The sequence below is a fragment of the Rossellomorea aquimaris genome (assembly GCF_000935355.1).
In the GTDB taxonomy this organism is placed as follows: Bacteria; Bacillota; Bacilli; order Bacillales; family Bacillaceae_B; genus Rossellomorea; species Rossellomorea aquimaris_B.
On record NZ_JXZC01000001.1, the window covers coordinates 551,805 to 577,890 of the forward strand.

Sequence of the window (26,086 nt, forward strand, 5' to 3'; positions counted from 1 at the left end):
GATTGTACACACCACAAGAAGTCTATGCCATGTTTCAAAAACATGGCATAGAAGAAAAACTCTCAACTTCACTTGGATATAAAGTATCTATACAAGCTTCATCAATCCAAAACCTTAAATCAACAAAAAGGAGCAGCATTTATAAGCTTCAACTACAGAAAAAAACAGACATCTTCCCTATCATCTTTAAAATCTACCATTCTACCAAATACAAAAATGAAGTCGAAATCAATGTATACAGCCAAGCCTACCCATTCTTAAAAGAGTTTCTTCCTGAAATCTACTTGATGGAGAAACAAGGAAGTGACACCTGGGTATTCATGGAGTTTGTTCATCAAATCCGGGGACAGCTTACCTTCACACCTAAGCACTTTGATTACATTATCCCAACCCTTGCCAAACTTCATGCCCACACGTACGAAGGGAAATTCACGAAAGAAAAAAACGTTTTTCAGTCTTGGTTTCCCATCTACAGCTCGATAAAAATGAAAAAAGACCGGGAAAAATTCATCTCTAATACCCTCACATTTTTAGACGATGCCAAGAAGGATAAGCAATTGAAAGACATCATTAAACCTTATTACAAACCATTGAAGAATTTGTACAGCAATGGACCTGACTTCTTCCCTGAATTAATGGCCAGCGGTTTTTCCATTACCCATGGAGATCTTCATATGCAGAATATCTGTTCAAAAGATGTAAGCAAAAATGAACCTTGGGCGATTCAATTCATCGATTGGGAATCAGCTAAATTCTCCCCAACATGGTTTGACATGATTGTACTGGTAGAAATTTTACTGGCCTTCAGGAAGGATTGGCAGAGCAATGGAGAAGAGATTCGTACCCATGCGGTTGACGTGTATACGAATGAAATGAAGAAATATGGAATTGAATTTAAAACTAAACCGATTCATTTATACAAAATGGCGTATCTTCAGCGAACTCTGGAAAAAGGATTACACACTCAGCTTAGACGTATCTTCGACAACCGAGGCGGCGAGCTTCTCCCCTACCATTTAGAAAAATTATCAACTTGGGGAAGTGAACTGGGTATCTATAAATAGAAACGAAAGGATGAGAAAATTTGAGTCGTATGCCCTCACTCAACATTCACCCCTCTCTTCTGGCCATAATGGATCAGTATTATGGAGTGGCAAGAGACTATGAGGAGTCTCTCACCCTCCAACCATTCGGTCAGAAAACAAGAGGTGATGATTCAAAACCAAAACCAATGAAAATCTTATATGTTACATTTTTCCAATATCCTCATACAGGTGGATTGTCTCACTACATTACCTCTATTAAAAAAGGATTTGAAGAAATCGGTCATAGTGTAGATGTACTAGCGCCTAACCACATGACTTCAGAACAGCTTGATGAATGGATTCCCCAAGCTGCCTCTGAAGCCCGTAACTTTATGCTAAACCGCTACGGAATCGTCAATGAAAAAATCGTCAAAAACCTTAGCTATCTCCATGTATTCGAACTGTTTCTCAAAGAAAAAAATCTCCAGCAATATGACATCATTCACTCTCAAGACCTATTTGCTATCTTCATTCTCGGTCATTTGAACCAAACGTACCAAAAACCTTTACTCTTTACGCCCCACGGGTTCTTTACGAAAAGCCGTTTGAAATTCGATAAAATCCAGAAAGGCTCTATAGAAGAAGCCTATTTTACTGAACTTGAGAAAGTAGGTATTGAGGCAAGTACTGAAATTGTCATGATCGCAGATTCCTTTCGACCTAACTTAATGGATTTCGGTGCAAAAGATGACAGGATGACCACCGTTCATACGGGCATCGATTTTAAACCAGTCCCTCATAAAAATCATGAAAACATTATCCTGACGTGTGTCTCCCGACTGTCCCCTCGTAAAGGTCATGGATTTCTCTTAGAAGCATTGTCCAAGCTTCGTGAACACCTGACTAATGTAGAAGTATGGATTGTCGGGGATGGTGTCATGAAGGAAAAACTGATGGAACAGGCGAAAGAACTTAAGCTAAATAACGTAATCTTTTTTGGAAAACGTCATGATATACCCTCTATCCTTTCAATGTCAGACATCTATGTGTTAGCAACTGTAAATGATAACTTTCCCCTATCTGTCATGGAAGCGATGTTTTCCCGGCAAGCGGTCATCTCCACAACATGTGGCGGAATCCCGGAAATGGTTCAGCATGAAGAAACGGGCATCCTTTGTGAACCTGGTAACATTGAACAACTTGCACATGCAATAAAGCGTTTCATTACGAATAAGGAAGAACGCGACCGTTTTGCTGACGCTGCTGAAACCTATGCTCGTAAACACTTAACCAGCCAAGTAATGACGAGAAAAATTGAACAGATTTATCAAACATATTTATGAAGAAAGGAGACTCATCTTGAGGGAGAATAAACTGATCCAGGGTCATATATGAAGGTTTTAGTAACAGGCGGTGCCGGATTCATCGGCTCACAACTCGTAGATTTACTGCTCGCTGAAGGTCATACCCCGATTGTTTTAGACAACTTCTCTAATGGCAGGGAAGAAAACGTGCAAAGTGGAGTCAAAATATACCGAAAAAGCCTATTATCCGATAAAATTGAAAGGATTTTCAAGAAAGAACAACCTGACGTCGTCATGCACCTCGCAGCCCAAGTCAGCGTAGCCAAATCACTGGAAAGTCCTGCAGAAGATGCGGCTGTCAATGTATTAGGTACCGTAAAGTTGTTGGAGTACTGCACCAAATACGGTGTAAAAAAGTTCATCTTCTCCTCTTCAAGTGCAGTATATGGTTATACAAGTGAGGTTATCCATGAAGATAGTCCTACTAGCCCAATTTCCTTTTACGGCACCTCAAAATTAGTATCTGAAACCTATATCAAGCTATTTAATAGGCTCAATGATCTTCCATACACCATACTGCGTTACGCAAATGTTTACGGACCCAGGCAACGCTCGGATGGGGAAGGCGGAGTAATAAGCATTTTTATTGAACAATTATTACGAAACGAAGCACCTGTCATCTTTGGAGATGGTAACCAGACACGCGACTTTGTTTTCGTAGATGACGTAGCAAGGGCAAATCTTCTTGCCATCACAAATGCAGACAACCAAATCATCAATATCGGCACCAGCACCCAAACATCCGTCAACCTTCTCTGCACACTACTATCGAACCAACTTCACTCTTCCCTGACTCCTGACTACAAACCGAAACGGCAAGGTGATATTCTAAACAGTCACCTATCAAATGCAAAAGCCCTTGACAATCTAAAGTGGGCACCGAATTTTAATCTGATCTCTGGATTAGAGAAAACAGTGGATTTTTTCAAGATCAATAATAATTTTATATAAGTAAAGGAAAAGAACCTGGATAAGCTCAGGCTCTTTTCCTTCTTTAGTTATCTTACTCTCAAAAATGAAATTGTTGGTTTTCTAAATCAAAGATTCTTCCCCAACTTATCTACAATCCATTCAGCTGTTTCCTTTCCATTTTTAATACACGCACCTATGCCCACTCCAAAATACGATGCTCCGGCCAGCTTGACACGTGGTAGTTCGGTTGCGAGAGTTTCATCTAACGATTGAACAGACCGACTGTGTTCAAGATGATAGTTTGGCATTAGGTCTTTCCAATTCGTCACTTCTACAGAAATCGGATCTCCGTTTATCCCGATACTTTTCCTGATATCATCGAGTGCCGTGCTCACAAGTTCTGCCTCACAAAATTCTTTCAACTCTTTATAGTGAGGGTTTGTGCTTTTGTAAAAAAGTCTCAATAAAAGGTTTTGGTTACTGGACGTATGCTTCCACTTCCGGCTCGTCCATGTGCAAGCATCACATTTCAATTCGCTGCCTTTTGAGACGATGAAACCAGTGCCATCAGCAGGAAGTTCCTCATCCGGAATAGTAAACCCGAGGTAGATCGAAATGAGTGAAGAGTTTTTCAGCTTATTAAAATCAGGTTCAAGTTTTTCATGGGTCAGAATCTTTTGGGTTACATCATGAGGTGTTGCGAATACTACATAATCCGCTTGAATGCTACCTTGACCACCAAGAGTCAGCACATATTTGTCACCAGTTTTTTGTAGCTTAGTTGTTTCTACTCCCTTTAATATTGTCGTGCTGGAGCATTTTTCTTCTAAACGTTCGATGATGGTTGATAACCCATTTTTAAACGAGATGAATTTTTTACTGGATGTCCCTTGGAATTTTTGTTTGTTTTTAGATAAACCTTTGATAATACTTCCGTATTCATTTTTATAATCAAGTAAGTATGGAAGGGTCGAAGCCATGGTGAGTTTATGCAAATTCCCAGAATAGACCCCTGACAATACCGGCGCCACCTGATTCTCTACCAATTCCTTACCCAGGAATGCTTCTAGAAATTCACCGATTGAACTTTCTTTTGTAAATTGTGTGTTTTCAGTTTCAAGGTCTTTAAGTGCTGCATTCTTACCTTCATCCGACACCAAGGTACTCTTGTGAAGAGACTCAACGGTCATGGGAATTCCAAAAATCGTGTCATGCGGAATTCTATGCAATTCGCCATTGGTATATATGTAGGATATGCCTGTTTCATTATAGACAAGTTCATCTCTAAGGTGCAGTTCATCAACTAGAGGGAGAACCCCTTCATTACGGGCCACAATGGAATCCGCTCCTGCTTCCATAATGAATTCCGCTTCTCTTACACTTCTGATCTTGCCTCCAAGCTGGTGATCCCGCTCGATGAGTATTAACTTGATATCTATTTCTCGTTCTTTGGACATTTTTTGAAGATGGTACAGCACTGTTAATCCTGTAATTCCTCCACCTACGACAACGACTGTCTTCATACGATTCACTCCAATAATTGCGTTTATGTATACAGGTTATCATGTTTTTTGTTGATTAGAAAAAAAATCTGTGTCTGAATTGAGAAAAGGTTTAGGGAATAAAGAGGATTAGGCTGAATTAGAGCATAATCTGCAAGGCTGGACCGTTTTTTCCATCATTCAATTCTTCCTTCAACTTACTCTCAATATCCTACTCTATCTTTAATTATGCACATTTTATACTAATACCAAGTTGACAACTATGAATACTCAACTATATAATGAATGTAATTCATGACGACTATATACACTTATCCAGAGAGGCAGAGGGACTGGCCCGATGATGCCTCAGCAACAGATTCTACACCTTAGAACACTGTGCTAATTCCACAAGCTATTGGCTTGGAAGATGAGTTGAAGTTTTGTTTCATTAAGCCTTCTTCTTATCTACTGGGAAGCGGGCTTTTTTTAATGACCCTTCCTCAACTGGTTTACATTATAAGAGGAGTGATTACAATGGGGAAAACCCTACAGGATGCGATTCATAATCGACGAAATGAATTAATTAACAAATTGATATTCCATAACATTTTCAAAAAAGGAAACAAACAGCTATTCGAGTTGACCCTTCAGGAACTAGAGGACGAATTTAAATACATTCAGAATGAAAGCCATCCGCACAGCGATATAGGCTCAATTCAATGGAAAAACTGTGCAAAGTTAACCAGCTAAAAAAGAGCCCCAATCCCTGGAAGTGAATTGGGGCTTCCTGAGTTTCATTCATCCTTACACTTCAATCATGCATATGAGCATTTTTGAGAATGGTCATGACTTTTACAATCCTTCCTCATGTTTCATTGACAAGTGTCCAGACTTTTTCTAAAATGACATGGGATTGTTTTAAATGAAATTACATATCATCTCCATTATAATCCACTCTATATGAAGGAATACACTCAATGACCCTCAATCTGCAGCATTTTTTAAACGAATTCACCGGCCTCGATAGTTGGTCTCTCTTTTTTATCAGTATTTTCATAAATGTTGTCATCAGTATCCTTGGTTTTCTGCCAAGTGTCTTCTTGACGGCCTTTAACATTTCCGTATTCGGGTTGTGGCCTGGAATCGGGGTTTCCATACTTGGTGAATCATTAGGAGCCATTGTTAGCTTTTATTTATATCGAAAAGGAATTAAGTTTGCCCGTATTGATCAGATTCTGTCAAACAAATATTTTTTCAAATTAAAAGAAGCGTCTGGTACGGAATGGATATTTCTTCTATTCTTATTTCGCATGGTTCCATTTGTGCCTTCAAGTGTGGTAACCGTTGCGGCTGCCTTTAGCTCTATTTCAATTGTGGCCTTTTCCGTGATCAGTTCTGTCGGAAAGATTCCTTCGTTGTTAATTGAGGCATTCGTGGTGGTGAATGTGTTGGATGCGGATAAAGGCACGGTTATTTTGTTGGCGGGTTCAGTGGTGATCGGGATGATTTATTTGGGATATCGTTGGCGAATGAAAAGATAAGATTTTGGCCATTCCAAGAATCCACTCTATTCAAGGATAGGAAAAAAGACGTCCACCACACGGCCAACGTCTTTTTTCTTGATTACTTATTGTCCATTCACCTCGACGGCATCCTTTTTGTAATATTCTGCAAAGATTTCCGCAAATGCTTCTGTTGAGTTATACAACTCTACTAAATTATTTTCCACTCCACCAAACTCAAGAAGCATGGCTCGCTCTGTTAGATCCTGGTTATACACCCCATTGCCTTCTGCTCTTGTTTTAATGAAGACTCCGCGGCTGATGCCAGGATACTTTTCTTCTAATTTAGCATTCAACTCTTTCGCGATTTTCAGATTCTTTTCGAAGTTTTTGTTTTCTTTTCCTACTATGAAAAATAAGCGGGCATAGCTTTTGCCGTTAATGTTTTTGGTAGTGATGCTCCGCGGCTGAGAATCCCGATGGATATCGATCAAGTACGTTAAGTCATCGTTTTGGGCTATGGCTTCCTGTACTAGTCCTCTTGATAACTGATATGATTCAAAATATGTCCAGGACTTGTCTTTAAGTGCTTTGTTTACATCTGTCTTATCCTGAACTGCCCCAATCCCCCTAGCTTCAAGCTCTTGCTTTAATTTGGACCCTACAGCTATGACGTTAACCTTCTCGTTGGTACTCGCTGGATCTTTCGAATCGTTATTTTTGATTAGCGGGCTGAACGCTTCCCAGCTGTGTGAATGATAGATGTAGACGGATTTTTCATCAATCTCTTGAACTCCGTCTCCTGAATTGTTGTTTGCCTGATCAATTTGGCTCTGATCGATTTCCTGATCCTTCAACTGATCTTCTGTTGGAGCCGGTGATTCATTCGGGAGGTTCGTAATGTCAGTCCCCTTCCCCGCAACGGCTATGTGAGTATGATAATTTTCAATTCCTGGGATTTCCCGTCCAAATAAACTTCGCGGATCAAGGAGTGAAACATTCGTGACACTTTCCAACCAATCAAAATCATTGTTTAATGCTTCCTCATTCGTAACCCGCAATCCTGTCATTTCCTGTGACAACAACATAAGAAACGTTTCCTTCGGTACCAGTTCCGACATGGATGAATACAGTAAACTATCTACCCTCAATTTAATGGCAGTTGATGAGATCAACCATACGGTCAAGTACATGAGGACAATACCGATCAATACTACCCGAATGATGGCCTTCATAGAGACGAATACTAGTGGGACTAAGCTATTGTTGTTTCGAGACTTATACGACATCATCAGTACCCCTATATAAAGTATTTAATAGTTAACTTTATGCAGGGGGTTGATAGAGTAGAAGGTTTTTTCGGGAATTCGGTCGGATTTCCTATTTCACCTCATACCGAAAAATCGTTTTCATCTATTAGTTTAAGTGCATTTCGCAGTAATTCTTGAAGGACTGCTGCGAAAATGGAAATGGTGACAGACGCAAAGCTGATAATGATCCCAACCATAGCAATACCCGGATGAAGAGCATTTTGGATTAGTAGAAACACTATACCTGCCACATAAATGGCAGTAATCAATAAGGCATACAGTTTTATTCTTTGAAGAGCCACAATTGCTTTCGCTGAAAAAGAGTTCTCTTCAATACACGTTAAAAGCTTAAATGCTTGGTACAGTGCTAAATTAAATGGAACCGCCGTTAAGTATACCCCTATTAGAATGGGCCACTTCAAATAAGCGAATTCGGGAAATAGATCAGCCGAATGCTTTGCCATGGTAGGCAACCAGACAACACAAAGGATGAATACGATCGCCCCTATTGCCATTACGGCCCCTTTTAAGAAAATTGTCGTTGCTCGTTTCATAACACACCTCTGATACCATGTTTTTCTAAATTATATAATGAGATTTATTGTTTTCCAATAAAATATTATTGATTAATTAATCTAGATAATATAATTCCTAAACAAACGCATGAGTAGACTCATGCGTTTAGAACCTTATCTGCTATTCACCTCATTGGCTACCCTCACCCCCGACTCAATCGCCCCTTCAATCCAACCATGAAAGGAGGACGTGTGCTCACCAGCAAAATGAATCCTGCCTTCAGGTTTCTTGATATAATCCCCGATATCACTTGCCTGTCCAGGAGTATAAAGGGTGAAACATCCTGCGGAGAAAGGATTTTTACTCCAGTTGTAGACTACATAATTGAGCATTTCTCTATACACCTGTTCACCATATATTTTAGAAAGGTCTTCTAAAACCTCTTTGATGATGACATCTTTTGATTTGCTGTTCCATAAGAGTGCATTCTGCCCCCAGCTGTAGCTGGCTAACATGACCCCTGGCTTGTTGCTGCCTATATCGTGGCTGGGCATATACGTAAAGCGTGTGGGGAGATCAGACACGATGTTTCTGTAATTCAATTCTTCCCAGAAGCGACGACGAAACTCGATTCCTATTTTCACAGATGGAACATTCGTTACTTCACGAATCGCCTGCCATTTTTTAAAGGATATCGAATTATAAGGTATGACATCGATAAACTGGAAGACAGTGAATGGAATGGTCACGATGACATAATCTGCATTGTATTCCCCAACCAATCCATTTTCGGGGTTTACTGTTTGTACTTTCACTCCGCTATCGGATTGAATAATATGGGTGACTTTTTGATTCAGTAGAATGTGTGATCCAAGCTCTTGTACAAATCCGTAAGGTAAGTGATCGTTACCTCCTGTTATTTGATAAAATTTAGTTTGTTTCCTGAATATAGGAAAAATGATGTCTTTTAAAATGTCGACAAACGAGAATTCAGGGAATCCTTCTATTCCGAGGATTACATTGATTTTTCGGATTGCATTAAAAGATAATGATTTACCATATGGGTTATTTGCTAAAAATTGTCCCATAGAATAGCTAGAATATTGTTTGATTAATTTTTGCTGTTCATCATGATCACTGTTTCTATATAATTCGATAAAGGGACTGGTTGCTTCAAGGAATAATTCTGAAGCGGTTTTTCCCCTTTCTTCTTCAGGTAACGGATACTGTAGAATGTCTGGGTTTTTTTCATAATGCTGCCTTGTTGTTAGGATGTTGTTTACTAATAGTAAATCTCTCGGGGAACTATTGATGAATTCTTGATAGGGCAGGTTGAATTTCCGGATATATTCGAACACTAACTTGTGATTATCGGGAATCCTCATGGCGCCCAGGTCCATATAGTTACCCGGGGTGAATGGCTTGCGAACTGTATATACCCTGCCCCCAATACGTTTATTTCCTTCTAGGATCGTCACGTCATGACCGGCTTTTTTCAGTAAAGAAGCTGCGACTAAACCACTCATTCCTGCTCCAATGATTATCACTTTTTTGGACTTAGACGGATTTATTCCATTCCGAATAATGGCCAGCATATCGTCTGGATAGTTCAATTCGGAGGGGTCATCTCTTGAAAGTTGATTTACCATCCCATCACACACCTCCCTTTTCCTTACATCATATGACGTCAAAAAAGGAGGTATACGTATGAACTCTGTGACAAAGCGCTCATTTCCAGTCATTTTCAGAACAAATGTTTCTATTTATAGGTTTATGTGATATACTTAAGTTTCATTGGGTCTACGAGACTGTATTTAGTCAATCCCTCTAGCAAGTAGAAGGGAGACATGTTAATATGTCACTAGAAAATATCGTAACCATGCTCAAGACTCTTAAAGAATTCAAGGATAGTGAGATTGTTCATACGATTTCAAATCATGATCACTCACCTGTTATGACCGTTACCTACCAGCTGGACACGGAATGCTTTCAAATCACATATTTGGATTCAATGAAAGTTGAAAAGTATAAAGACATAAGCCTTTTGGCGACTACCATAGAAAGTATAATTCTTCTCGAACCATCAAAATAATTTTAATAAAAAAGGAGTGCCATTACGATTTCCGTAATGGCACTCCTTTTTATGACCGGGAACGAATGATAAATCATCCAACAATGAAAGAAGAAAGTCGAATGTGGAAAGAGCATTTGGTCACATAGGTTGAATTGAAAAGCATTTTTTTAATAATAGAATCGAGCATAATACCGATTCCGTTTTTATGCTCGATTTTATACTTTTTAGAAAGAAGGAAGCTCACTAAGATTATTCTCTTTCAGGCCGTCAGGCTCACTGCGAAGAACATCTCTTCCATACCTATGAATCACATCTACATGAGCAAGTTTACCTGCTTTTGCGTCTTCTAGAGCAGTGATATAATCAAGCTCCCTTCCGCTGTCTGTTTTAAAAGCGATAAGATCATCGTCTGCATTTCGGCGAACGGCTACAATCTTTTCTGCACCTGTTGCAAGCTCCTGAGCCATTTCTACCTTTGCCTGGAATTTCCCTTGCTGTTTGTATTCCTCATAAATTTCTTCAAAACTTTTCTTGACCATAAGATTCACCTCCCAAACGTATAATTATTATTAGCGGGAGAATCAGCTTTTATTAATATTTTCCAATATATTATTAAGCACCATACGAACAACGATGCCTTACTTTATTCGGATACTCACTATTCCGCTTCTTCTTGTTGAGTCAGGATTGAATTTGTCCTAACATCCTCAACACTAATAAATGAATCGATTCCCAATGTTTTCAATTTAGCAACTTGGCTTTCAGCATTTACCCTGTTTGAAAAAGCACCTGTTTGTACACGATAATAGGTAGTATCAGAACCCCTTAGTGTGTCGATAATTGATTCAATGGAATTTCTTTTAAGCTCAATCACTCTGCTTTCTGCATTTTTTCTTTCAGTAAATGAACCAGCGATCACCTTAAAAAGAGACTCTTTATCCGATTTTGGCGGTAATTCCAGTGCCCTTGCGATACCACGTGCAAGGGCCGCAGCAACAGCATTTCTAAAGTCAACATTGTTCAATAAAGCGATATCCCTTGGATTGTCTACAAACAGAATCTCCACCAATAGAGATGGCATGCTCGTTTCCCTCAACACATGAAAATTGTCTCTCTTTTTCCCTCTGTCCACCACATTGAAAGGCTTGATTGCAGTCATTATTGCATCATGAATGATATTCTGATAAATAAATGTTTGAGATGGTATACTGCCACTATAAACATAACTTTCAAAACCGCTTCCACCACCAGCATTATGATGAATAGATAGAAAGAAATCAGGTTTTGAAAGATTAGCAAGAGTAGAACGTTCTGATAAAGAAAGCGTTTTGTCTGTTGTTCTAGTCATAATGATATTCACGTTATAATTTTCCATTAAATAGTTTTGTACAAGGCGAGCTGTCAATAGATTGAAGACTTTCTCCTCGTGTCCCCTATAGTTTGCACCAGGATCCAATCCCCCATGGCCAGGATCAATCATAAGCGTTTTCACTTTAATACCTCCTAAAAATTACATATATAGTACTATATTCACAAAAGGACTAGCCTGATTGGATTTCCAAAATATAATATCAATCCATTGTGAAAAAAGAGTCCCCCGTTCTGCAACAGGGAACTCTTTTTTATTTATATCAAATGGAGGTGACTTTCTTATGGGGCTTGTTTTTTCTATCTCTATTGTATTTCTGTAAACACGTTCTTATTCACTTTATTCATCATCATTGTTTTAACCGACCGGCGGAGTTTCATACTGGTGATCGCTTCATATTTTTCAGTATGAACTGTTGATCTTATAATCATTGTTCTCTTGCTTAATGAGGGGTCGAAGAGTAACCCCGAACTGTGCAACGTGCATATTTGAGAGGGAAGGAGATCCCAAGTCAAACTTGGCATGAGTAACCGAGGGCCTGATAAAAAGATATGCTAGTAATTTTCTTGCCAAAGCATCACCTCCATACAACACTTTATGTCGAAAGTGGCTGTTTGGTGAGGACAAGCAACGGGTTTTGATGAAAATTGGACAGCCTTTTTTTTATTAATTTCCGATAGTATTGTGCATGATGCGTTTGACAGTATACGACTTACCTAACTCTTTACAATTACAGCGCACCTGTTTACTCAGCGTATATTCACGTCTCGTACGTTTGAGGATTTCAGGTCCTTTCCTCTTATATTTAAATTTCATGAGTGACTGGGGGAAAGTAGTAAATAATAAAGAGGCGAATGCTAATAATGAATGGAGGAGTATGTATGAAAAAGATTGGATTTCTTGTGATGGTTGCGGTGATGACATTTTCGTACTTACCTGGGTTTGGTGCTTCAGTTGAAGCAAAGCAGGCTGAATGCGTGAGTGAAGCCAGCATGAAAGCAAAAGAAGACATGAGAATTTTGTGGAACGATCATGTGATTTATACCAGGAATTATATTATTAGTGCCGTCGATGGATTAAAGGATCAAGAAGTGGTTCTTGGAAGATTACTTCAAAATCAGAAAGACATCGGTAATGCAATTAAACCATATTATGGTGAAGAGGCTGGTAATCGGCTGGCTGACTTGTTAACGGAGCATATTGTATTGGCAGGAAAAATTGTTGATGCTGCTAAAAACGGAAAGCAAGCAGAGGTGGAGAAATTAAACAAAGAATGGTATCGAAATGCTGATGACATTGCAGAATTCTTGGCAAAAGCAAATCCTTACTGGTCAGAAAATACGCTAAAAGATCTCTTATACACACATTTGCAATTCGTCACCGATGAAGCCGTCGCACGAATCAAGAAAGACTGGGAAGGAAATATTACAAGCTTTGATAAAGGGAAAGCACATATTCTTCACCTGTCCGATGCCCTATCAGGTGGAATTGTAAAGCAGTTTCCGGAGAAGTTTTCAAGGCAGCTGGGATAGATTAATCCCAGCTGCTTTACTCTTCCATGTAAACACGCCCTATCCCCTCACTTACAAGTCAATCTCCTTGATGATACGGGCAGGGTTTCCACCCACTATAACATTTGATGGGACATCCTTTGTCACAACAGCACCAGAAGCAATGACCACGTTATCACCTATGTTCACTCCGGGATTAATGATTGCGCCACCACCGATCCAGCAGTTGTCACCTATTTTGACAGGCTTGCCAAACTCCGGTCCTTTGTTTCGTTCAATCGGATTCACTGGATGAGTAGCTGTGTAAATATGTACTCCAGGAGCGAGCATACAGTTTTTACCGAAGCGGACTTCACAAACATCTAAAATCACACAGTTGAAATTAGCAAAGAAATGATTCCCGACGTGAATGTTATATCCATAATCGCATCTGAAGTCAGGTTCTAAATAAACATTTTCCCCTGTAGATCCGAACAACTTTTTTATGGCAGCCTCTCTCTCCCCGTCTTCTTCTTCTGTCGTTTGATTTAGCATGCGCGTTAAATATCGTGCTTGTTTTCTCTCTTCCATTAATTGAGGATCCCAGGGTTCGTAAAGTTCCCCATCGAGCATTTTTTGTTTTTCCGTTTTCATACATCTTCCTCCTTCGATTTGTTGTAAGATGATTATTTTCCTAGTTTACCTGTGTTCTATTGGGTTTTAAATGATTTTTTTCATATTTATCGGATTCTTCCTATTTCTTTAGGTGAGGAGTGGGGTAGTGAATGGTGGATGGTGGCATTGGAAAGACAGAATTGGGGTGAGAGTCGCAGCTCTGATTGGGAAGTATAGCGGAAATCGCTCGTAAACGACATTTTCAATGATTTTTTATGAAATTAATGTTTTTTGATGAGTTTTCTGAGAATAGTAGCTTGTTTTTAATCTATAAAGGTCTAATTGTTTGGTTTTAGCATCGTGTTTATCTTTTCAAGGTATACTCTTTACAGTTCACTGGTGTGAGAATTAGATATCAGCGAATTTTTCATTTTATCAGCGATATTTCGATTTTATCAGCGAAATCGGTACTTTATCAGCGATATTTCAATTTTATCAGCGAAACGGGATATTCACCTCCACTCCCCCCGTCCCTGCATCCCTTCCGACCTGTCAGAGAAGTTATTATTGCGTTCCAAAATTATTATCATCACTCCAAACAAAATCCCCTTTCCCACTCACATACAATCAAAAAACCGACTCCACTTTCAGAGTCGGCCATCCAATCACTTCAATTCAACTGTATCCAACAATTCCACTTCAACCTGATCACTATTATCAAATCGATAAAATCTCTCTATGTGCCATAAATCTCTTCGTCTTGCATATCCGTTTATCTCCGTCCATTCATGCATTTCACGATATGCATCTCTTATTCCATGATTTGTCCCTTGATAAAAGGTACTTACATAGGTTTGGGAAGGAATCATTAATGACACCATGCCAAGGGGGATTGCTTCAATCTTTTCCACTTCCACCCCTACCCAGTATCCATCCAGCTCGGCAGTGGCATCCTCTGCTACAAACGCACCGAGTTGAACTTGCTTATCTACACTATGTTGAATCTCATCGACCCTATCTCTCAATTTCGCAGCAGCTTTTGGAATCTCTATGATGTACTGGTCACCAGGACATACGACGCGAAAGCCTACTAAGTTCAATCCACCAATTTTTTTCACTTTTATGTTACGCGAACTCATATCATTATACCTCCTTAATTGATGATTTCTAAGACATTTCCATCTGGATCAACTACATGGCAAAGGGTATTCACTACGTTTCTCGATACATTATAGTACTTGGTTTCTAGTAAGCGATAATACTGAAATAATCGTAAGGGATTTGATTCTTTGATGGAGTTTGATATTTCACGAAGGATCTTTTTATCTGGATTTTCATAAGGTACATCCTTCACTATTCTATTCCTGGCTCGATGAAGAGCGGTTTTCACAGATGTATCGCTGATCCGGAGCATTGAGGCAATTTCTTTAGATGAGAAGCCATAAACGTCTTTCAATGTGAAAAGCATAGCTTGCTTAAGAGGTAAAGCTGTAAATAGACATTCCAACAGAGCGTCATATTCGAGAAAATCTTTTGATTGAAAATGATACTCCTCATTGAATAAAACAAACCCGTAACCCTTTCTTTTTCCATCAATTAAAAGGTTTTTGGCGATGGTATAAAGAAAGGACATGGATAAGTTCCGGTCGGGCTCTGATTTCTTCAATTTGTATGCTCTCAAAAGAGTCTCCTGAACAAGGTCTTCTGCCTCAGGAGTAGAACCAGAGAGCTTAACACAATACTTATAAAGTTTTAGAATCGTTGTTTCCAAGTCCTCGAAAATCACCATTTTCGTCCTTTCAAAAAAATTTATAACCATATGTAACTTTTATTCTAGTATAATCGTTATACCAATGAATTCCAAATAGAAGGAGTGAATGTTTTGTTCAAAGTAGGTAGTGTATTTATTCCGGTGACTGACATGGAGAAATCGATGAAATGGTACGAAAAGCATTTAGGTGTGAGAATGATCGATACTTGGGATGGGGGTGCAGGATTTTATTTCCCTAACAGTGACACACAATTAGGATTGGTCCAAGTGGACTCCCCTCAGCCTACTGAATTTGTCATCAGTGGGAAAAGGAAAAATGTGTACTTTAATTTTTTGGTAGAGGACATTGAAGAGGTTCATAAAGAGCTAAAGAACGCCGGAATTGTTACTTCTGAAATTGAAGTCTTTGGAGGTATGAAAGGGTTTGAATTCTTCGATCTGGATAATAATCCATTTAGCGTAGTGGATGAAGTTGAAGATTCTCCTTTCCACCGCGACCAGGTAAGGAAATCCCAGAATAAATAGAAGATAAGAAGCTGACTCCCATGATTGGAGTCAGCTTTTTTCTAATTATAAACCAGGTCTATATGCCGTTTCTGGAATATCCTCGTACTCTTCTGGATTGAGGTCATCTATGCTGTCATTAGCCACACCGCTGATAATTGCATTTAATCCCGTCTCAACTGCTTTCACTAATTGACCTTTTTTCTTTTGTCCGAGAGTCCATGTTTGCCCTCTGACTTCGAACAGCACAGTACCGCTTCCATTTAGGGCGAATGAGCCAAGGGCTGTACCAGGAAGATCTAGGTCTTGTTGATACAGGGTAATGTTATTAAACGGTGAATTACCAATGGATTGTAAGGCATTATACGCGGCAACATTTAACTGCCTTGAATAATCATATCGATAGTTATCAGCGTACTCAGCATATTCACTTCCTTCAGGTGAACTTGGATCTGGAACAAACTGTCCGGATAGGGACATTGTTACAATATCTTCCGTCCCCTCGACGTAATATTGACCTTGATGATGCAAGTCAATAAATGTATCTACATTCCCAAATTCCTCTCTCAAGCTCTTATAAACATCTCTAACTGTCTGGGATTCAGGTGTAATATACCAACCAGGTTGATCTGAACTCCCGGGAAAATCAGCAGGTTGAGCGGTATAATTCAAATCCGGATTAAAGTCACGGTTTACGTCAAATCCAGGGCGTTCACTATAATCAACATCTTGAAGAGTCCTAGTGTAATAATTCCAGGAGGGCGTAGCTTCTGCTAATGATGGAAACTTTTCCACTACCTCACTCCATGTCATATCATTCGCACGTCGATTCAATTCACTTGCGTCAGGATTCATCATTGGGAGAACGACTAGTGTAATTTCTTCCCGAATGTTCTGTGCCTCTGGTGAATTACTCGACCCGAGGTACTGAAGTATATTCAGAAGAGCTTCCGTTCCTGTTTTTTCATTCCCGTGGATTTCACTTTGAATCATCACTACGCGGTCTCCGGTTCCCACCCTTGCTTTATATATCTCTAATCCATTATGTGAACGACCTGCCACATCCAGCGCTACTCTTCCTTGGCTTGTCTGTACAATTTTTTGTAAAGTTTTGGTTAATTCTGCATGATCAGTAAATCCCGAGATTGGTAAATTAGAATGATCATTCGTGAGATTCCCGTTCGGTGAACTGGACGCTAAGCTTGTTGATGCCATGCTGGTACAAAGAAGAATTGCAGCTAAACTTGAGACTACTTTTTTCTTTTTCATAAATATATTCCCTCCCATATGTTTCGGTACCCTAAACAGTTTCTGCCTTTACATGAGGATCACCTTCAATATTACGTAAAACAGGAAATATTAAGGAGAAGGAATATGGACATATATGTCTAAAGATGTAGAATATTCAGAAAATAACAACTTGATTATAAGTCTATTTATCTATCAAGGTGTGCTCATTTTTAACGATGAAACAGGGTATAGAAAAATACTGGCCCCCTTCCCTCACTACTGGACACACTACTTTCAAAGACAATGTCAAACAAAAAGACTCCTTCCCTATTCACTTTGGGGAAGGAGTTGCATCTCTAACTCTAAAGCTTCTTTTTTTAAATCCTCTTCATCGGTCATCAATCTGAATAATCCTCTTATAATCAACTCATCTTGATTTGATTGGCGGCATTCTTCTGAGATCCGATTGGCAATGTTCATGTAATACGTTACACGGTTTTCACTCAACCCATTTATCTTTTCATACAAACTCTTCCAAGCGTTCTCCCTCTCTTCAAATGAAATGAAGGCTCCTTCCCGGTCCATGCTAACGGAAAATGATTTCATCATCTCATCATCCAACAATGGCTTGCTCTTTCCTTCAAGAAAGTCTCCAGCAAGGAGAGAAATCTGTCTCACTAAATGTTTCCCGAGAATAGAAGGGTCCAAGGCATCATCAGTAGAAATCAAAAGCATCATATATGATGAATAGATGGATTGTGTCATCCACATGAGGTCCCATTTGTACGGCCTGATCTTTTCACCAAATACTTCTAATAGATTATGCTCGAGCCAGCTAAACAACCGTCCCCTCATACGGTGTTCCATCGCTGCCAATTTCTCACTGTTCTTCGCGGACTCTCCCCGCATGTGCATTTTCATATATGACTTATATTCAAGTATCCCTTCAAATTGCACTTGAAATTGTTTTGCGAATCGCTCAAAGGGTGGTAAATTCCCATCCAGTCCGACGACGAAAGCACGTTCGAAGACAAGTTGTTGATAATGTTCATAAATCGATATGATTAAATCTTCTTTTGATTGAAAAAATGAGTATAGGGAGCCCTTTGAAATACCGACACTATCAGCGATTTGCTGCATGGACGTTTGATTGTATCCGTGTTCTGCAAAAAGCTCTACAGCTGATTCAAGTATTGATTTACGTTTATCCATTTTTCACACCTCTATATCCAAAGAAAAATTCATTCTATCATTTTAACCATACTCCCCAAAAAATAGAAGAGCATTATTTCTTGACTACAGAAAAAATATAGGTAAAATGACTAGTGAGTCAATCAATTGAATGACTGTTATATCAATAATTATTCAAATCAATAAAACACGTTTGACCCATGAGTCAAACAAATACAAAAGGAGGATTACATCCATGTTGAAGGCTATATTAAACCGTTCCAAAATCACACTGATATTTGTCTTGTTATTTGTGATTATCGGTATTTTTACTTTTTTACAATTACCACAGCGAGAAATACCTGAAACAAGCGTGAACATTGGAACGGTCAGCACCGTTTATCCTGGTGCAACCGTAGACTCTGTTGAGAGGACGGTAACCAATCCCATCGAATCTTCTCTGCAGTCCATTGATGGAATTAAAGAAATCAGTTCCTCCTCTTCAGCAGGTTTCTCTACTATTATTGTAGAGGTTGAAGATGGAGAAAACAAAAAAGAAGTGTTTGGAGATGTACGTCAAGCGGTTTCAGATGCTTCCACCTCTTTTCCTGACGAGGTATTCGACCCTGAAATTAACGAATCCACGGTAAAAATGCCGATTGTTTCGTATCACCTTACAAGTGATAATGAAGAATCGCTTCTCGCTCTCCGTGAAGAATTGAACCGTTGGCAGGAAGAAGTAAAGGAAATCACTGGTGTCTCCAGTGTAACAGTAAAAGGATTACCCGAAGAAGAAATTGTGATCGAATTAAAACAGGATGAACTAAAAGCGTCCGGACTCAATCCTTCCAGTGTTATGAGTGCGATCAATGATGAATACTATCCTACTCCACTTGGAAAGCAAGAAGTGGATGACGAAGTCGTTCAATTAACGGTTGATCATTACTCGACTCTTGACGAAATGAACGAACTTTTTGTTGGCAAGAACCCTCAAGGAGAATCGGTCTATCTACAAGATATCGCCAATATTAAAGTTGCGCCTAAAGAAGTAAAAGATATCGTCACGTTTGAAGGAAAGCCTTCCCTCTCCTTTACAGCATTTGTTCAGGCAGGGGAAGATATCCCTTCAGTAGATGAGAAAGTAAGCGACAAAGTGGATGAACTGGCAAAGTCTCTCCCTTCTGAAGTGAATCTTGAACCGTATTACTCTCAAGCATCAATTGTAACAGACATTTTTGATGGATTATTCATGTCCCTTGCGATTTCCGTTGTAGCGGTTATTTTGACAACGGCATTGGGACTTACCGTTTCTGGAGCATTCGTAGTAGCGTTAGCGGTTCCGATTTCCGTGTTGATCGGGTTGATTCCACTGCCATTTTCCGGTGTGGACCTTAACCAGATCTCCGTCATCGGGGCCATTATAGCACTCGGTATCCTAGTGGATGACTCGATTGTTGTGAATGACAATATTCAACGGAGATATAAGCTCGGTGACGGGGCCATGATGGGTGCGGTTAACGGTGTAAAAGAGATATGGGTATCAATCGTGACCTCTTCTCTCGCCATTGTATTCACCTTCCTGCCGCTTATTTTCTTATCAGGTGGAAACGGAGCGTTCATTAGAGCATTGCCAACTGTTCTGATTACGACCATCATCGCATCAACACTTGTTGCATTGATCTTTGTTCCGATCATGAGATACCTGCTATACAGTAAAACAAAGAAAAAAGTATCTGATGCTCCTGGTTTACTAGGAAAGCCATTGAATAAGCTCGCTGATTTTTATGCTGACAATGTATTGAAAAAGTTTTCAAGAAGACCTTTCGTGGTATCTGCCATCGGCCTGGTCTTCACAACCGCCATATTCGGCCTGATTGCCCTTACACCATTTGAATTCTTCCCGTCAGCTGACCGTGAAGAAGTACCGATTGATGTAACGTTACCAATCGGTACAACGATTGAAGAAACAGCGAGCACGTTAGAAGACATGGAACAACTGTTAAAAACAGACGAAGGTGTATATGAAACATCAGCGTTTGCAGGTACAGGATTACCTAACTTATTTAACAGTTCTCTTTCGAATTCCGGACAAAACACAGGTCAATTGGTCGCTAGAGTCGATCGTGAAAACCAAACGGCCCAAGGTCTGATTGACGAGTGGACCGATAAACTGAGGGAAGAATATCCTGATGCCAAGATTTTCATGGAAACCATTCAGCAAGGACCTCCGGCAGGGGCCCCTGTTACAGTGACAGTATCTGGTCCTGAGATGGATCAATTAATTCAACTTCGTGATACCATTTCATCTGAAATTGAAAAACTGGAAACGGATCTAGTCGTTGATAATGTTGGAGAAATGGAGCCAACGCTTGAATATGTTCCAAACCGTCAGCTTCTTGAGGAAAATGGTATTACAATCAATCAGATCAGCCAACAACTGAGACTGTCTACAGAAGGCATTCCTATGAAAGCCTTTGATAATGGTGTCACGAAACGTGATATGACACTGGTTTTGGAAGGAAATGCTGAAGAAGTCGACCTGTCTTCACTAGAGGTTCCCGCTGAAACAGCCAATCCCGCTGGACCACCGAAACTGATCTCACTTGATGAGCTGGTGACTCCTGAGAAAAAAGAAGAACTTCAACTCATTCCTCATAAAGACGGAGAGCGTGCAATTACAATTCGTGCTTTCCCTGAGAATGAAGAGAACTATAAAGAAAATGTCCAGGATATTGTGAAAGATATACGAGAAAACCTTGACGACAACAATTATTCCATTACACTAGGTGGAGAGAATGAAGCTCAGAATGACTTCTTTGCGGAAATTACAGTCCTATTTACAATCGTCATTTTCCTTGTGTATCTAGTGATTGCACTTCAATTTAATTCATTATCACTTCCATTCTTAGTTCTTGTCGCGGTTTATCTTGCCATTGCAGGTGCGATTCTCGGGTTATTCGTTACTCAAACCCCGATCAGCTTCCTGGGTGTCATGGGTATGGTGTCATTGACCGGGATTGTTGTGAGGAATTCTGTCGTGTTAATTGAGTTTATTGAACAAGGATTGAAAAATGGTATGGGCGTGAAAGAAGCTGTCGTGGAATCAGGACGGACCCGAATTCGTCCAATTCTACTGACAGCACTAACGTCGATTGTGGCACTTATTCCTGTTGCAGTCAGCGGAGATGCCCTTTTCACACCACTTGCGGTTACCATTATTTCAGGTATCCTGTTCTCGGCTGTATTAACTCTGGTCATAGTTCCGATGATGTATCTTGTCTTCCACCGTTTTAGAAGAAGAAAGCGCGAAGCATAAGAATGATTTAGAGGGGTGTCCATGTGACACCCCTCTTTTCCTTGGTAAACGGAACAATTCTCTTGAGAAATCATTCAAAATCAAGCATTATAGAAAAGTATTTTATTTTAACCTTTAATGGAGGAACAACATGTCATCAAAAATCAATACAAAAGCGATCCTCATAACTTTTATGATTGGTGCTTTTTTCGCCATATTAAATGAAACGTTGTTAAATATCGCCCTAACTGAATTAATGGCCGTATTTAACGTTGATGCTCCCACGGTTCAATGGTTAGCAACAGGTTTCATGCTCGTCATGGGTGTGCTGATGCCTATCTCCGCCCTGCTTATTCAATGGTTCACGACTCGTCAAATGTTTATCGGTGTGATGAGTGTGTTTCTTCTCGGCACGGTGATTGCCGCATGTGCCATGAATTTCCCTATGTTACTGGCCGGGCGGATGATTCAGGCGGTTGGGACCGGTTTACTCATTCCGGTCATCATGAATGCCTTGTTGTTAATTTACCGGCCGGAAGTCCGTGGTAAAATCATGGGTACGTTCGGACTGGTCATTATGTTTGCACCAGCGATCGGACCGACTCTTTCTGGTGTGATCGTCGACTTGTTGGGGTGGAGATGGTTATTCATTACGGTCATTCCCTTCGCCGTGTTCTCTATTTTATTCGCTCTTAAATATCTACAAAATGTCGGCGAGATCACTCGTCCCAGTGTGGATATCTTGTCCATAATCCTTTCTTCAATTGGTATTGGAGGAATTGTTTACGGGTTTAGTTCGGCGGGGGAAGAATCTGCCGGCTTTACGTCCCTGAAAATTATCGTGATTATTTCAATTGCGGTTATAAGTTTGATATTATTCGTCTTACGTCAGTTAAAGCTTGATGAACCTCTTCTCGATGTTCGTGTTTTCCGATATAAAAGCTATACGAGAGGAGTATCGATCTTTGTCATTGTCATCATGGCTATGTTTGCATCTGAAATCGTCATGCCCATGTACTTACAAGGTCCACTCGGATACTCTGCAAAAGCAGCCGGATTATTATTACTTCCCGGAGCCCTCTTAAATGGTCTGATGTCTCCAACAATGGGATCGTTATTTGATAAATACGGCCCTAGAAAACTGATCATTCCAGGAACCTTAACCTTAGTAGGGGTAATGATTTTCTTTAGCACAATTAATCCTTCTACACCGATCTGGTTATTCGTTCTTTTCTATATGGTTCTGATGCTATCCATTTCAGCCATCATGATGCCTGCACAAACGAATGGTTTAAATGAACTACCAAAGCATCTATATCCTCATGGAACCGCCATTGCAAACACACTGCAGCCAGTCGCGGGAGCTCTTGGTGTTTCTATCTTTGTCAGTATCATGACTCAAAGTCAGGCCGGGTATATTGAAGAGCGCTCGGGTGAGTTAACAGAAGGACTTTTAAACAATGCCATGACCTATGGTGTACACCACGCTTATTGGTTTGCTCTTGCCTTGGCTTCTGTCGCTTTCCTTATTTCGTTATTCATACGGAAAGCTGTTGCTCCTGATTTTGATGAAGAAGGGGAAAAGCCTGGAATAGATAGTTAATATTACGTATACCAATCACGTTGTTACCTGAAAAGCCCAGATTCCTTAGCTTTTATTCAAAAGTGCTATTACTGTACGTCCATCTTCCTCAAGAGTAAAATGGATCTTGAAACCACCCATGAGGAGGAACTTATATGGATAAAGAGATCAAACTAATTGAGGAAATCCGTTCTGACCTAATGAATAAGGTCAGCGATTTAACCAATGATGATTTAAACAAAAGAATTATAGAAGATCGATGGACAATCATGCAAGTGCTCGATCACCTGTACCTGATGGAAAGATCGTTGACGAAAGCGATTCAATCAACGTTAGCTAAAGGTGAAGATCAGGAAGTATCTTCAAAGCCGATCCACTATACCGTAGACCGATCAACGAAAGTAGATGCTCCTCCGTTTGTGGTTCCTACTGATGAAAGCCTTACACTTCAAGAAATGAAGGAGAAGCTTGAAGCGTCACGAAAAGATCTTCTAACATTTCTGGAAACAACAAATAAAGAAGCTCTACAAAAAAAAGCATATCCTCATCCTATTTTCGGACTTATCCGTTTAGATGAATGGGTACCATTTATTGGGTATCACGAGAAAAGGCATTTGGAGCAGATTGAAGAAATAAAGGCAAAATTATAATTCTATTCGAAAAAGGATCTTTTCCATAGTGAAAAAGATCCTTTTTCATTACCCTCCTCTTTTTAATCTCTTGACTATACCTTCTATTACCGGATTACTCCGATGCTCGATCTTATATGCAGCATAAATCGTATTATTAACTGAAAGATGAGGGAACATTACCTTTGACCTCTTTGCCTCCAGGCTATCTTCTATTAAATATGTTGGAAGAATGCTCACTCCCATACCGTTTTCGATCGCTTCTAGAATCGTTCGAAGATCCGGTACAATGTGAATCGGTGGCACTTCAGGTCTCTTACCGAAATGTTCTCTCCAATATCTTCTGACAATCGGCAGCTCGACTCCATAGCTTAACCACTTTTGTTCCACTAGCCACCCTTCAATATCTGAAATTTCTAATGCACTTGAAGTATACGCGGGCGGTGTGACAACAACAAATTCCTCTTCTACTAACTTGATATACTCAATCGAAGATGTATTCAGCTTTTGAGTTGTAATGATAAGGTCGAGTTCATCTTTCTCGAGCTTCTCCAATAATAATCCGCTGGTACCAAATTGAACGACAAAGCGAATGTCCGCTTCCTTCAGCTGAGGGATGGCTGCTTTCGTGAAGTATTCAGCAGGGGAACCAAACCGAACGATGGGTGCAAGGGACGTTTTAGAAGAAGCTTGTCTGATCTCAAGGGTCGCACTTTCTAGGCTCTCAATGAGAGGCACAATTTTCGTATATAATTCTTTCCCTTTATGTGTGGGAATCATTTTACGAGGTGCACGGATAAATAGTGGTTCACCCACTTCAGACTCCAATGCCGATAGATGCTGGCTCATCGCTGGCTGAGTCAAAATACGTGCTTTCGCTGCAGCAGATACGGATCGATGCTTATAAATACTAATAAAACTGCGATACCATTCAAAATCGATCATATGGACCTTTCCCTTCAATAGAATTTATTTATCCTCACCCTAATTCTTTTTTCAGTATATCTGTACCAGAAAATATTTCAAAGCACCGCCCAAGAAAGGACGGTGCTCATTTTATAAATCTACTTTCTGCAGCCGATACACTTCTCGTTTCTCAACCAGCGTTTCTGTGTTTTTTCGATAACGATTGTAATGCTCAGAATCAGTATGAGATGCGAGTGCTTCTTCACTCCCCCATGTTTCATAAAAAACAAAGGTCCCTTTATTTCCTAATGATTGATGCAGCGAATATTCGATGCATCCCTTTTCCCGGCGAGAAGGTGTTATCACTTGGATTAATTCTTGATAAAGTTGCTCTTCCCTACCAGGCTTTGCCGTCAGGATCGCGGTAATCGTAATTGGTGACATATCAGCCCTCCTGCCAATCATTATTCTGCTTACGAATGATTGTGAAATGAATGAACCCAAACCTATTAGCTTAATTTCTTTACAACTTCTTTCGCTACACTCACTGTCGATTGTGGGTTTTGACCAGTGATTAAGTTTCCGTCCACTTGCAGATGATCCGTCCAATTTGCAGCAGCAACAAAGTCTGCTCCAAGCTCGCGCATGCGTGTTTCCAATAGGAAAGGCATAAAGCGATCTAATGTCGTCTCTCTTTCCTCTTCATCTGTAAAAGCTGTAACTGCTTTTCCTGCTATTAATGGCGTTCCATCTGATAATCTCACTCCCACAAGTCCAGCCGGTCCATGACACACAGCCGCTACCACTTTATCAACTTCATATAATTCCCGAATAATTTCTTGAAGTTTTGAATTATCCGGCAGATCAAACATTGTTCCATGTCCACCTGGTAAGAAAATCGCATCGAATTGAGAATGATCTTTGATATCATCAAGCTTCACAGTGTTTTCCAGATGCTTCGCTGTGTCTAAAATGTCTTGTGGGGTTTCACCCTCTAAGCTGCGGGAATCAACCGGTGCTTGTCCACCCAGTGGACTTGCGACTGTAATGGAATAACCTAAACGAGCAAATTCTACATATGCTTCACCAAATTCAGATAACCAAAGTCCCGTTTTGTGATCCTCATTCATCTTGTCAGCCGTTGTAACGACCATTAATATATTTTTACTCATTATTCATTCCTCCAAATTTGAATTTGTTCACCTTACGAATTTAATTGTAATGGGGTCTTAGGTATAATACAAATTAGTTATTTTCTTTATTAGTATAAATATATTTATAGTTGTATTCGAAGAACATTTATACTTGGAGGCTTTCCTGTAACGTTGCCCCTACGTC

Annotated in this window: 25 protein-coding genes and 1 riboswitch; of the genes, 11 read left to right on the forward strand and 14 right to left on the reverse strand. The window is 39.9% G+C overall.

Annotation, left to right across the window (positions count from 1 at the left end; genetic code table 11):
- The first annotated feature begins 2 nt into the window (after window positions 1–2).
- Genes TV75_RS02900 through TV75_RS02910 form a run of 3 tightly spaced genes read left to right on the forward strand, consistent with a single transcriptional unit; the run spans window position 3 to window position 3,340 of the window.
- Window positions 3–1,064, forward strand: a complete 1,062-nt coding sequence (locus TV75_RS02900; RefSeq protein WP_253275460.1) for an ecdysteroid 22-kinase family protein — start codon at window positions 3–5, stop codon at window positions 1,062–1,064.
- A 29-nt stretch (window positions 1,065–1,093) separates the two neighbouring features.
- Complete coding sequence (locus TV75_RS02905) at window positions 1,094–2,368, forward strand: glycosyltransferase family 4 protein (protein WP_044337983.1); 1,275 nt, start codon at window positions 1,094–1,096, stop codon at window positions 2,366–2,368.
- Window positions 2,369–2,416: 48 nt separating this feature from the next.
- Window positions 2,417–3,340: an NAD-dependent epimerase/dehydratase family protein gene (locus TV75_RS02910; RefSeq protein WP_044337165.1), complete on the forward strand. Its 924-nt coding sequence runs from the start codon at window positions 2,417–2,419 to the stop codon at window positions 3,338–3,340.
- Window positions 3,341–3,426: 86 nt separating this feature from the next.
- Here the strand turns inward: TV75_RS02910 and TV75_RS02915 are convergent, their stop codons facing one another.
- Window positions 3,427–4,824, reverse strand: a complete 1,398-nt coding sequence (locus TV75_RS02915) for a protoporphyrinogen oxidase (protein WP_044337166.1) — start codon at window positions 4,822–4,824, stop codon at window positions 3,427–3,429.
- A 287-nt stretch (window positions 4,825–5,111) separates the two neighbouring features.
- Window positions 5,112–5,219: riboswitch (SAM riboswitch) on the forward strand.
- Between the two features lie 100 nt (window positions 5,220–5,319).
- On the opposite strand from TV75_RS02915, the gene TV75_RS02920 reads away from it, so the two are divergent.
- The gene (locus TV75_RS02920) at window positions 5,320–5,535 is read left to right on the forward strand and encodes a Fur-regulated basic protein FbpA (protein WP_044337167.1); all 216 of its coding nucleotides are present in this window, start codon (window positions 5,320–5,322) and stop codon (window positions 5,533–5,535) included.
- 227 nt (window positions 5,536–5,762) lie between these two features.
- On the forward strand, window positions 5,763–6,326 hold the full coding sequence (locus TV75_RS02925) for a TVP38/TMEM64 family protein (protein ID WP_044337168.1): 564 nt from the start codon (window positions 5,763–5,765) through the stop codon (window positions 6,324–6,326).
- 86 nt (window positions 6,327–6,412) lie between these two features.
- On the opposite strand, the gene spoIIP is transcribed toward TV75_RS02925, so the two are convergent.
- The 3 genes from spoIIP to TV75_RS02940 form a co-directional block, all read right to left on the reverse strand.
- On the reverse strand, window positions 6,413–7,576 hold the full coding sequence (gene spoIIP / locus TV75_RS02930; RefSeq protein ID WP_082051123.1) for a stage II sporulation protein P: 1,164 nt from the start codon (window positions 7,574–7,576) through the stop codon (window positions 6,413–6,415).
- Window positions 7,577–7,677: 101 nt separating this feature from the next.
- On the reverse strand, window positions 7,678–8,151 hold the full coding sequence (locus tag TV75_RS02935) for a DUF2975 domain-containing protein (RefSeq protein WP_044337169.1): 474 nt from the start codon (window positions 8,149–8,151) through the stop codon (window positions 7,678–7,680).
- A 135-nt stretch (window positions 8,152–8,286) separates the two neighbouring features.
- A complete protein-coding gene (locus TV75_RS02940; protein ID WP_044337170.1) occupies window positions 8,287–9,762 on the reverse strand; it encodes a flavin monoamine oxidase family protein in 1,476 nt (491 codons plus the stop codon).
- A 206-nt stretch (window positions 9,763–9,968) separates the two neighbouring features.
- On the opposite strand from TV75_RS02940, the gene TV75_RS02945 reads away from it, so the two are divergent.
- On the forward strand, window positions 9,969–10,205 hold the full coding sequence (locus tag TV75_RS02945; RefSeq protein ID WP_044337171.1) for a hypothetical protein: 237 nt from the start codon (window positions 9,969–9,971) through the stop codon (window positions 10,203–10,205).
- A 206-nt stretch (window positions 10,206–10,411) separates the two neighbouring features.
- Here the strand turns inward: TV75_RS02945 and TV75_RS02950 are convergent, their stop codons facing one another.
- Complete coding sequence (locus TV75_RS02950; protein ID WP_044337172.1) at window positions 10,412–10,726, reverse strand: DUF3892 domain-containing protein; 315 nt, start codon at window positions 10,724–10,726, stop codon at window positions 10,412–10,414.
- Between the two features lie 119 nt (window positions 10,727–10,845).
- A complete protein-coding gene (locus TV75_RS02955; protein WP_052504407.1) occupies window positions 10,846–11,679 on the reverse strand; it encodes an N-acetylmuramoyl-L-alanine amidase in 834 nt (277 codons plus the stop codon).
- A gap of 758 nt (window positions 11,680–12,437) precedes the next feature.
- Here TV75_RS02955 and TV75_RS02960 point away from each other — a divergent pair.
- Window positions 12,438–13,088, forward strand: coding sequence for a glycosyltransferase (locus tag TV75_RS02960; protein WP_156142308.1), 651 nt, complete (start codon window positions 12,438–12,440; stop codon window positions 13,086–13,088).
- A gap of 51 nt (window positions 13,089–13,139) precedes the next feature.
- Here TV75_RS02960 and TV75_RS02965 read toward each other — a convergent pair whose 3' ends face one another.
- The 3 genes from TV75_RS02965 to TV75_RS02975 form a co-directional block, all read right to left on the reverse strand.
- Window positions 13,140–13,700, reverse strand: coding sequence for a sugar O-acetyltransferase (locus TV75_RS02965; RefSeq protein ID WP_044337174.1), 561 nt, complete (start codon window positions 13,698–13,700; stop codon window positions 13,140–13,142).
- Window positions 13,701–14,326: 626 nt separating this feature from the next.
- Window positions 14,327–14,800 (reverse strand): GyrI-like domain-containing protein, encoded by a 474-nt coding sequence (locus TV75_RS02970; protein WP_044337175.1) that lies wholly within the window; start codon window positions 14,798–14,800, stop codon window positions 14,327–14,329.
- 14 nt (window positions 14,801–14,814) lie between these two features.
- Window positions 14,815–15,480, reverse strand: a complete 666-nt coding sequence (locus tag TV75_RS02975; RefSeq protein ID WP_367379296.1) for an RNA polymerase sigma factor — start codon at window positions 15,478–15,480, stop codon at window positions 14,815–14,817.
- A 63-nt stretch (window positions 15,481–15,543) separates the two neighbouring features.
- On the opposite strand from TV75_RS02975, the gene TV75_RS02980 reads away from it, so the two are divergent.
- Window positions 15,544–15,957: a VOC family protein gene (locus TV75_RS02980; RefSeq protein ID WP_044337176.1), complete on the forward strand. Its 414-nt coding sequence runs from the start codon at window positions 15,544–15,546 to the stop codon at window positions 15,955–15,957.
- A 45-nt stretch (window positions 15,958–16,002) separates the two neighbouring features.
- Here the strand turns inward: TV75_RS02980 and TV75_RS02985 are convergent, their stop codons facing one another.
- Both TV75_RS02985 and TV75_RS02990 read right to left on the reverse strand, forming a co-directional pair.
- Window positions 16,003–17,205 carry a M14 family zinc carboxypeptidase gene (locus tag TV75_RS02985; protein ID WP_044337177.1) on the reverse strand — a complete coding sequence of 401 codons (1,203 nt, stop codon included), beginning with the start codon at window positions 17,203–17,205 and terminating at the stop codon, window positions 16,003–16,005.
- A gap of 288 nt (window positions 17,206–17,493) precedes the next feature.
- The gene (locus TV75_RS02990) at window positions 17,494–18,378 is read right to left on the reverse strand and encodes a TetR/AcrR family transcriptional regulator (RefSeq protein WP_044337178.1); all 885 of its coding nucleotides are present in this window, start codon (window positions 18,376–18,378) and stop codon (window positions 17,494–17,496) included.
- A 214-nt stretch (window positions 18,379–18,592) separates the two neighbouring features.
- Between TV75_RS02990 and TV75_RS02995 the strand changes: the two genes are divergently transcribed.
- The 3 genes from TV75_RS02995 to TV75_RS03005 all read left to right on the forward strand — a co-directional run bounded on the left by TV75_RS02995 (window position 18,593) and on the right by TV75_RS03005 (window position 23,863).
- A complete protein-coding gene (locus tag TV75_RS02995) occupies window positions 18,593–21,652 on the forward strand; it encodes an efflux RND transporter permease subunit (RefSeq protein WP_044337179.1) in 3,060 nt (1,019 codons plus the stop codon).
- 130 nt (window positions 21,653–21,782) lie between these two features.
- Window positions 21,783–23,234 (forward strand): MDR family MFS transporter, encoded by a 1,452-nt coding sequence (locus tag TV75_RS03000; protein ID WP_044337180.1) that lies wholly within the window; start codon window positions 21,783–21,785, stop codon window positions 23,232–23,234.
- A 134-nt stretch (window positions 23,235–23,368) separates the two neighbouring features.
- Window positions 23,369–23,863 carry a DinB family protein gene (locus TV75_RS03005; protein WP_044337181.1) on the forward strand — a complete coding sequence of 165 codons (495 nt, stop codon included), beginning with the start codon at window positions 23,369–23,371 and terminating at the stop codon, window positions 23,861–23,863.
- Window positions 23,864–23,911: 48 nt separating this feature from the next.
- On the opposite strand, the gene TV75_RS03010 is transcribed toward TV75_RS03005, so the two are convergent.
- The 3 genes from TV75_RS03010 to TV75_RS03020 all read right to left on the reverse strand — a co-directional run bounded on the left by TV75_RS03010 (window position 23,912) and on the right by TV75_RS03020 (window position 25,920).
- Window positions 23,912–24,787 carry a LysR family transcriptional regulator gene (locus TV75_RS03010; RefSeq protein ID WP_044337182.1) on the reverse strand — a complete coding sequence of 292 codons (876 nt, stop codon included), beginning with the start codon at window positions 24,785–24,787 and terminating at the stop codon, window positions 23,912–23,914.
- Window positions 24,788–24,898: 111 nt separating this feature from the next.
- Complete coding sequence (locus tag TV75_RS03015; RefSeq protein ID WP_044337183.1) at window positions 24,899–25,192, reverse strand: putative quinol monooxygenase; 294 nt, start codon at window positions 25,190–25,192, stop codon at window positions 24,899–24,901.
- Between the two features lie 65 nt (window positions 25,193–25,257).
- Window positions 25,258–25,920, reverse strand: coding sequence for a type 1 glutamine amidotransferase domain-containing protein (locus tag TV75_RS03020; RefSeq protein WP_044337184.1), 663 nt, complete (start codon window positions 25,918–25,920; stop codon window positions 25,258–25,260).
- Window positions 25,921–26,086 lie beyond the last annotated feature (166 nt).

What these genes read in the sequence shown, in the direction of transcription:
- TV75_RS02905 (WP_044337983.1), top strand. Translation starts at nt 1,094, where the DNA reads ATGCCCTCACTCAACATTCACCCCTCTCTTCTGGCCATAATGGATCAG.
- TV75_RS02910 (WP_044337165.1), top strand. Translation starts at nt 2,417, where the DNA reads ATGAAGGTTTTAGTAACAGGCGGTGCCGGATTCATCGGCTCACAACTC.
- TV75_RS02915 (WP_044337166.1), bottom strand. Translation starts at nt 4,824, where the DNA reads ATGAAGACAGTCGTTGTCGTAGGTGGAGGAATTACAGGATTAACAGTG.
- TV75_RS02920 (WP_044337167.1), top strand. Translation starts at nt 5,320, where the DNA reads ATGGGGAAAACCCTACAGGATGCGATTCATAATCGACGAAATGAATTA.
- TV75_RS02925 (WP_044337168.1), top strand. Translation starts at nt 5,763, where the DNA reads ATGACCCTCAATCTGCAGCATTTTTTAAACGAATTCACCGGCCTCGAT.
- spoIIP (WP_082051123.1), bottom strand. Translation starts at nt 7,576, where the DNA reads ATGTCGTATAAGTCTCGAAACAACAATAGCTTAGTCCCACTAGTATTC.
- TV75_RS02935 (WP_044337169.1), bottom strand. Translation starts at nt 8,151, where the DNA reads ATGAAACGAGCAACGACAATTTTCTTAAAAGGGGCCGTAATGGCAATA.
- TV75_RS02940 (WP_044337170.1), bottom strand. Translation starts at nt 9,762, where the DNA reads ATGGTAAATCAACTTTCAAGAGATGACCCCTCCGAATTGAACTATCCA.
- TV75_RS02945 (WP_044337171.1), top strand. Translation starts at nt 9,969, where the DNA reads ATGTCACTAGAAAATATCGTAACCATGCTCAAGACTCTTAAAGAATTC.
- TV75_RS02950 (WP_044337172.1), bottom strand. Translation starts at nt 10,726, where the DNA reads ATGGTCAAGAAAAGTTTTGAAGAAATTTATGAGGAATACAAACAGCAA.
- TV75_RS02960 (WP_156142308.1), top strand. Translation starts at nt 12,438, where the DNA reads ATGAAAAAGATTGGATTTCTTGTGATGGTTGCGGTGATGACATTTTCG.
- TV75_RS02965 (WP_044337174.1), bottom strand. Translation starts at nt 13,700, where the DNA reads ATGAAAACGGAAAAACAAAAAATGCTCGATGGGGAACTTTACGAACCC.
- TV75_RS02970 (WP_044337175.1), bottom strand. Translation starts at nt 14,800, where the DNA reads ATGAGTTCGCGTAACATAAAAGTGAAAAAAATTGGTGGATTGAACTTA.
- TV75_RS02975 (WP_367379296.1), bottom strand. Translation starts at nt 15,480, where the DNA reads ATGGTTATAAATTTTTTTGAAAGGACGAAAATGGTGATTTTCGAGGAC.
- TV75_RS02985 (WP_044337177.1), bottom strand. Translation starts at nt 17,205, where the DNA reads ATGAAAAAGAAAAAAGTAGTCTCAAGTTTAGCTGCAATTCTTCTTTGT.
- TV75_RS02990 (WP_044337178.1), bottom strand. Translation starts at nt 18,378, where the DNA reads ATGGATAAACGTAAATCAATACTTGAATCAGCTGTAGAGCTTTTTGCA.
- TV75_RS02995 (WP_044337179.1), top strand. Translation starts at nt 18,593, where the DNA reads ATGTTGAAGGCTATATTAAACCGTTCCAAAATCACACTGATATTTGTC.
- TV75_RS03000 (WP_044337180.1), top strand. Translation starts at nt 21,783, where the DNA reads ATGTCATCAAAAATCAATACAAAAGCGATCCTCATAACTTTTATGATT.
- TV75_RS03005 (WP_044337181.1), top strand. Translation starts at nt 23,369, where the DNA reads ATGGATAAAGAGATCAAACTAATTGAGGAAATCCGTTCTGACCTAATG.
- TV75_RS03010 (WP_044337182.1), bottom strand. Translation starts at nt 24,787, where the DNA reads ATGATCGATTTTGAATGGTATCGCAGTTTTATTAGTATTTATAAGCAT.
- TV75_RS03015 (WP_044337183.1), bottom strand. Translation starts at nt 25,192, where the DNA reads ATGTCACCAATTACGATTACCGCGATCCTGACGGCAAAGCCTGGTAGG.
- TV75_RS03020 (WP_044337184.1), bottom strand. Translation starts at nt 25,920, where the DNA reads ATGAGTAAAAATATATTAATGGTCGTTACAACGGCTGACAAGATGAAT.